Annotated in this window: 7 protein-coding genes; 4 read left to right on the plus strand and 3 right to left on the minus strand. The window is 73.7% G+C overall.

Annotated elements, in window-relative coordinates; all coding sequences use genetic code 11:
- Positions 1-73 precede the first annotated feature (73 nt).
- The 4 genes from LCE31_RS35005 to LCE31_RS35020 all read left to right on the plus strand — a co-directional run bounded on the left by LCE31_RS35005 (position 74) and on the right by LCE31_RS35020 (position 4,215).
- The gene (locus LCE31_RS35005; protein WP_225021762.1) at positions 74-1,207 is read left to right on the plus strand and encodes an LLM class flavin-dependent oxidoreductase; all 1,134 of its coding nucleotides are present in this window, start codon (positions 74-76) and stop codon (positions 1,205-1,207) included.
- Positions 1,207-2,211, plus strand: a complete 1,005-nt coding sequence (locus LCE31_RS35010; protein ID WP_225021756.1) for an ABC transporter substrate-binding protein — start codon at positions 1,207-1,209, stop codon at positions 2,209-2,211. The genes LCE31_RS35005 and LCE31_RS35010 overlap by 1 nt, the downstream gene beginning before the upstream one ends.
- Positions 2,212-2,220: 9 nt before the next feature.
- On the plus strand, positions 2,221-3,024 hold the full coding sequence (locus LCE31_RS35015) for an amino acid ABC transporter ATP-binding protein (RefSeq protein ID WP_308042360.1): 804 nt from the start codon (positions 2,221-2,223) through the stop codon (positions 3,022-3,024).
- Between the two features lie 126 nt (positions 3,025-3,150).
- Positions 3,151-4,215, plus strand: coding sequence for an LLM class flavin-dependent oxidoreductase (locus LCE31_RS35020; RefSeq protein WP_225021758.1), 1,065 nt, complete (start codon positions 3,151-3,153; stop codon positions 4,213-4,215).
- A 20-nt stretch (positions 4,216-4,235) separates the two neighbouring features.
- Here the strand turns inward: LCE31_RS35020 and LCE31_RS35025 are convergent, their stop codons facing one another.
- The 3 genes from LCE31_RS35025 to LCE31_RS35030 form a co-directional block, all read right to left on the minus strand.
- Entirely contained in the window at positions 4,236-5,171 is a 936-nt protein-coding gene (locus LCE31_RS35025; RefSeq protein ID WP_308042361.1) for a glutathione S-transferase C-terminal domain-containing protein, read from the minus strand.
- A gap of 93 nt (positions 5,172-5,264) precedes the next feature.
- A complete protein-coding gene (locus LCE31_RS41390; RefSeq protein ID WP_374118655.1) occupies positions 5,265-5,378 on the minus strand; it encodes a putative leader peptide in 114 nt (37 codons plus the stop codon).
- A gap of 207 nt (positions 5,379-5,585) precedes the next feature.
- Complete coding sequence (locus LCE31_RS35030; RefSeq protein ID WP_225021760.1) at positions 5,586-6,068, minus strand: acyl-CoA thioesterase; 483 nt, start codon at positions 6,066-6,068, stop codon at positions 5,586-5,588.
- Positions 6,069-6,181: the final 113 nt, after the last annotated feature.

Below are 6,181 nucleotides of genomic sequence, written 5' to 3' on the forward strand. Positions count from 1 at the left end.
CCGCCGCGGCCCGCCGCGCGCCGGCCGGCCCTCCGCGCCCCAGCACGGAGCGCCCTCCCGCGAAAGGCCCCTCATGCCCGTCGAGTTCCTCGGCATCGCCGCGACCAACAACGGTTCGGAGACGGACGCCCGCACGGGCCCCGCCTTCGACAAGGACTACACGCTGCGGCTCGCCCGCGCCCACGAGGACCACGGATGGGACCGGGTCCTGTTCGCGTACGGCTCGGGCCCGCCCGCCCCCGCCCCCGCCGCCGCGTACATCGCGAGCCGTCTGGACACCCTCCAGATCCTCCTCGCGCACCGGCCGAACGTCTCGTACCCCACCTTCGCGGCGAAGACCTTCGCCACCCTGGACCAGATCAGCGACGGGCGTCTCACCGTCCACTTCATCACCGGCGGCAACGACCACGAGCAGGGCCGCGAGGGCGACACCCTCACCAAGGACGAGCGCTACAGCCGCACCCGCGAGTACATCAGCGTCGTCAAGAAGATCTGGACCACGCACGAGGCGTTCGACCACGAGGGCGAGCACTACAGCTTCCACGACTTCGTCAGCGACGTCTTCCCCGTCCAGCAGCCGCGCCCCGGCGTCTCGTTCGGCGGCTCCTCGCCCGCCGCGCTCGCCGCGGGCGGCGCCGAGGCCGACATCTACTGCCTCTGGGGCGAGCCGCTGGCGAAGACGGCCGAGCAGATCGAGTCGGTACGGGCCGCCGCCCGCGCGGCGGGCCGCACCACCCCGCCGCGCATCCAGGTCGCCTTCCGGCCGATCATCGCCCCCACCGAGGAACTCGCCTGGGAGAAGGCACACCGCACAGTCGCGGCGATCAAGGAGCGCCGGGCGGGCGGCGACGCGGCAACGGCCCGCCGCTACCGCACCGGCGCACCCGAGAACACCGGGTCGCGGCGGCTGCTCGCCATCGCCGAGTCCGGCGAGCGCTTCGACCGCGCGCTGTGGACCCCGACGGCCGCCGCCACCGGCGGGGCAGGCAACTCCAACGCCCTCGTCGGCACCCCCGAGACCGTGGCACAGGCGCTCCTCGACTACTACGACCTCGGTGTCGACATCCTCTCCGCGCGCGGCTACGACCTGCTGGGCGACGCCATCGACTTCGGCAGGTACGTCATCCCGCTGGTCCGCGGGGAGGTCGCCAAGCGCGACGCCGAAGGCCGGGCCAGGGGACCCGAGACCCAGGCGGTGGCCGGCTGATGCGCGCTCCGCGCCCGCGCACCGCGCGCCCCTCCTTCCGGCCGCGGGCCGTCGTCCTCGCCGGCGTCGCGGCCCTCATGCTGCCCGCGCTGGCGGCCTGCGGCGACGGCCCGGCCGGCTCGGGCGGCGGACCCGCCGGTGCGGGCGCCGCCTCGCCCGCGCCCACCGCCGACGTGCTCGCCGCCGTCGCCAAGAAGCCCGGCCTGACGAAGCTGCTGCCCGCGGCCGTACGGGCGCGCGGCACGCTGCGCATCGCCTCGTCCGTCGGCGCACCGCCCTCCGCGTACTTCCCGAACGCCTCCACCAAGAAGCCCGCGGGCCTCGACATCGACATCGCCGACGCGGCGGCCAAGGTGCTCGGCGTCCGGCTGGAGCGGCAGGAGGCGAGCTTCGACGCGATCCTGCCCGCACTCGGCAGTGGCAAGTACGACATCGGCACCGGCAACTTCGGTGTCACCGACGAGCGCCGCAAGACGATCGACTTCGTCACCTACATCAACGACGGCCAGGGCTTCGCCGTGGCCAAGGACAACACCGGCTTCAAGCGGATCACCAGCCTGGTCCAGCTCTGCGGCAAGAACATCGGCGTCGGCGCCGGAACCACCTTCGAGGCCACGCTCAACTCCCAGAAGGCGCAGTGCGCCAGGGCCGGGAAGAAGCCGTACCAGGTGAAGGTCTACTCCGACAACGGCGCCGCGCTCACCAGCCTCCAGCAGGGCCGCATCGACATCACCATGTCGACCATCAACGGCCTGCGCTACGAGGCGTCGCAGCCCGCCGCGGGGGTGAAGTTCCTGAACGAGTTCCAGCGGCTCGACGTCGGCTTCGCGCTCAAGAAGGGCTCCCCGCTCGCGAAGCCCCTCCAGGCGGCCGTCAACGAGCTCATCGCCGACGGGACATACGCCAAGATCCTGGCCAAGTGGGGCGTGCGGGACTCCGCCATCACCACGTCACGGATCAGCCCGCCGGAACTGAAGCCCCAGCACCCGGCGGCGGCGGAGTAGGCGGCGGAGATGGCACCCACCACCGCGGACCAGGCGTCCGCCACCGCGCCCCCGGCCCTGATGGTCGACGTGCACCGCGTGCACAAGCGGTTCGGGTCGCTCGACGTGCTGCGCGGCGTCGACCTGAAGGTGCCCGAGGGCGGCGTCACCGTCGTCCTCGGGCCCTCCGGGTCGGGCAAGTCCACGCTGCTGCGGACCATCAACCACCTGGAGCGGGTGGATCGCGGACACGTCAGCGTGGACGGCGAGTTGATCGGCTACCGGCGCTCCGGCGGAGCCCTGCACGAACTGCCCGAGCGTGACGTGCGCAGGCAGCGGCGGCAGATCGGCTTCGTCTTCCAGAACTTCCACCTCTTCCCGCACCTGACGGTGGTGGAGAACATCGTCGAGGCGCCCGTCGCCGCGCTGCGCAGGCCCCGCCGCGAGGCCGTGGCGCAGGCGCACCGGCTGCTGGAGCGCGTCGGGCTCGCCGACAAGGCGGACGTCTACCCGCGCCAGCTCTCCGGCGGCCAGCAGCAGCGCGTCGCCATCGCGCGCGCCCTCGCGCTCGAACCGAAGGTGATCCTCTTCGACGAGCCGACGTCCGCGCTCGACCCCGAACTGGTCGGTGAGGTGCTCGACGTCATCAAGGACCTGGCACGCGGCGGCACCACGATGATCGTCGTCACCCACGAGATCGGGTTCGCCCGGGAGGTCGCCGACACCGTCGTCTTCATGGACGCCGGGGTCGTCGTCGAACAGGGTCCCCCGTCGGAGGTGCTTGACCGGCCCCGGCACGCGCGCACCAGGGAGTTCCTCTCCAAGGTGCTGTGACCGGCCGGGCCCCGGCGCCGCGTGGTGTCCGCGCGCCGCAGGGCCCGGCCGCAGGCGCCGCCCACCGGGGCCCGCGCCCGGGCCCCGGCCCAGCTCTGTCCTCTCCAGCCGCCTCCGGAGCCGCACATGAAGTTCTCCGTCCTGTCCATCATCAGCCACGCGCCCCACCCCCTCACCGGCGAACTCCAGTCGCCCGCGGCCCGGTTGGCCGATGTGGTGGCACTCGGTACGGAGGCGGAGCGCCTCGGCTTCGACTCCTTCGCGGTGGGGGAGCGGCACGCGGGCGCGTTCCTCTCCTCGAGCCCGACCGTGATCCTCGGCGCACTGGCCGCCCGTACCAGCCGAATCCGGCTGCTGACCGGTGTCACGGTGGTCGCGATCCTGGACCCGGTGCGCGTAGCGGAGGACTACGCGACCCTCGACCAGCTCTCCCGGGGCCGCCTCGAACTCGTCATCGGAAAAGGCGCGGAAGCCGGCCACTTCGCCCTGTTCGGCCTCGACGAGGCGCTCCAGTGGGAGTACCAGGAGGAGAAATACGAACTCCTGCGCCGCCTGTGGCGGGAGGAACACGTCGACTGGGAAGGCCGGTTCCGGCCCGCGTTGAAGGGCGTGACCACCGTGCCCCGCCCCTACGACGGGCCGCCCCGCGTCTGGCACGGCTCCGCCACGAGCCTCAACTCGCCCGAACTGGCCGCCCGGCACGGCGATCCGCTGTTCACCGCCAACGCCATCCAGCCGCGCGAGGCGTACGCGCGCCTGATCCGCCACTACCGGGAGAAGTTCGCGGAGTACGGCCACGACCCGGCGCGCGCGTATGTCGCGGCCGGCTCGGGCGGCCTGTACATCGCGGACACCACACAGCGCGCGAAAGCGGAGTACGGCCCGCTGTACGAGGCGCGGGTACGGCAGAACTTCAAGCCCCACCTGGCGGGCCGTGCCGGGTACAACACACCGTTTCGCACCGTGGAGGAGGCCGTGCAGGACGGGCCCCAGCTCATCGGCAGCCCCCAGCAGGTGATCGACAAGATCCTCGGCTACCGGGAGGCGTACGGGCATGACCTCCAGTCCGTCACGGTCGACGGCTTCGGCCTCGGGCTGCCCGCCCAGCGCGAGCAACTCCAGCGCTTCGCCGAGGAGATCGCGCCGGTCGTGCGCCGCGAGGCCCCCACCACGCTGTGGGAGGCCGAGTAGGCGGCGGCACGGGCGTGTGCTCAGTGCGGGCGGGCCGCCTCGGTGCGGGCCGCCTGCGCCGCGTACGCCGACCGCGCGATCAGCGGCGCGCGGGACGGGAGTTGGGTCCGGCAGGCGCAGGACGCGTGGTACCTGCGGGCCATGCCGTCCAGGTCGGGGGCGCCGCCGAAGGCCGGCTCCGCGGCCAGCCGCCGCGCGTACGCCCAGAGGCGGGGATGGTCCGCGACCCGCTCGGCCAGCGGCGCGTCCAGATGGGGCAGGTGCACGGTGTCGAGCGCCACCAGGGTGACCCAGGTGTGCACGTCCGCCGTGGTGAGGCCGTCGCCGACGAGGAACCGCCCCCGCCCGAGGAGGTGTTCGAGATGGCTCAGCGCCTTCAGCAGCGACCTCGCCGCGGCCGGGTCCCGGTCGGGGCCGCCCGCCCGGACGGCCGCCGCCTCGATGCCGCGGTCGCACAGCCGCGCCAGCGCGTCGATCTCCGCGGCCGACGCGCACGGCCGCAACGGCCGGTGCCCCTCGCCGAAGCGGGCCGCGAGGTCCCGCACGATCTCCGGGGCGTACGTGCTGACGACGCGGCCCGCCCAGGTGTCGCTCAGGACGGGGGCGGCGGACGGGCCGGGGTGCTGGTGGGAGCTGGCCTCGTACAAGCCGTCCAGGACCGCGTACCCGCCGTCGGGCCGGTCGGGCAGGGCCGGCAGCAGGGTCACCGGCAGGGTCTCGCCGAGGTCGAGCAGGGAGTGGGTCACCGAGATCCGCAGACAGTGCGGACAGGTGGCGGACAGGTAGAGGCGGTAGCGGCGCGGAACCGCGTAGTGCCCGTAGCGCGCGTCGGTGCCGATCCTCCCGCGCATCGGGGGTGCGGCGTACCCGGGCCCCGCGGCCGGCGGCGGGACGGATGCCGGCATGGCGGAGGCAACGCCGAGAAATCCGGAAAAAGCGTTCACGGTGGCGGACATGCGTCTCCCTGCGGTCCTGGGGTGGCGGTGCGGCGGAGCGCTCACAGGACACGAGCGGGACGGGTGGTGCGGGTGGCGCCCGGCCCGGCCGTGTCAGACGGAGGGGCCGGCGGCGCTGCACACGCGCAGCAGGTCGATGTGGCGACGCGAGGTCAGCAGGGGAAGCGCCGGAACGGCGGCGGTCGTGGCCGCGCGGCGCGTCCGCACCCCTGAAAGCCTCATGCCCACCCGCCCGTTCACCGGAGTCGTAGCACGAGTCTCTGTCGGCCCACCGGAGGCGTCAAGAGGTATCCCACCAGATGGCCGGAGCCCGACGCCGTGCCCGCCGGACGGACCGCTTCCGGCGCACCGGCCCCGAAACGGGCCCCGCGCCGCCACCGCGGTACGCGCGGGCACGCACGTACCGCCGTGCCCTCAGGCGCCGCGGGTCCTGCGCGCCGACGCCCGCTGGGTCCGGCGCTCGACGGCCCGCGCGTGCCGCTCCTGCTCCTCCGGCGTCTTCGGGACCAGGGCCGGCACGGCGTGCGGGGTGCCGTCGGCGTCCACGGCCACGAAGGTGAGGTGCGCGGTCACCACTTCGGTGCCGGGCCCCGACGTGTTCCAGCGCTCGGCGGTGACGCGCACCCCGACGTCCATCGACGTCCGGCCCGCGTGCTCGACCTGCGCGCTCACCGTGAGGAGATCGCCGACCCTTGCGGGCGCGATGAAGTTCATCCCGTCCACGGACGCGGTGACCGCGGGGCAGCCCGCGTGCCGGGCCGCGGCGGCGCCCGCGGCGTCGTCCACGAGCTTCATCACGACGCCACCGTGCACGGTCCCGTACAGGTTGGTGTCGTGGGCGGACATGATGTGCGCGAGCGTGACGGTGGAGTCCGCCGGTGATTTCGTGTCTTCCATCGTCTTTCTTCACTGCTGTGGTGTCTGGGCGCTGCGGTGGCTGGGCACTGCGGTGTCCGCCCTCGCCGCGTGGTGCGGCCCCTCCAGTCTCCCAGCGTGCCCCCGGCGGGCCC

Source organism: Streptomyces sp. 8L, assembly GCF_020176795.1.
Classification (GTDB): domain Bacteria; phylum Actinomycetota; class Actinomycetes; order Streptomycetales; family Streptomycetaceae; genus Streptomyces.

What these genes read in the sequence shown, in the direction of transcription:
- LCE31_RS35015 (WP_308042360.1), top strand. Translation starts at nt 2,221, where the DNA reads ATGGCACCCACCACCGCGGACCAGGCGTCCGCCACCGCGCCCCCGGCC.
- LCE31_RS35005 (WP_225021762.1), top strand. Translation starts at nt 74, where the DNA reads ATGCCCGTCGAGTTCCTCGGCATCGCCGCGACCAACAACGGTTCGGAG.
- LCE31_RS35010 (WP_225021756.1), top strand. Translation starts at nt 1,207, where the DNA reads ATGCGCGCTCCGCGCCCGCGCACCGCGCGCCCCTCCTTCCGGCCGCGG.
- LCE31_RS35025 (WP_308042361.1), bottom strand. Translation starts at nt 5,171, where the DNA reads ATGTCCGCCACCGTGAACGCTTTTTCCGGATTTCTCGGCGTTGCCTCC.
- LCE31_RS35020 (WP_225021758.1), top strand. Translation starts at nt 3,151, where the DNA reads ATGAAGTTCTCCGTCCTGTCCATCATCAGCCACGCGCCCCACCCCCTC.
- LCE31_RS35030 (WP_225021760.1), bottom strand. Translation starts at nt 6,068, where the DNA reads ATGGAAGACACGAAATCACCGGCGGACTCCACCGTCACGCTCGCGCAC.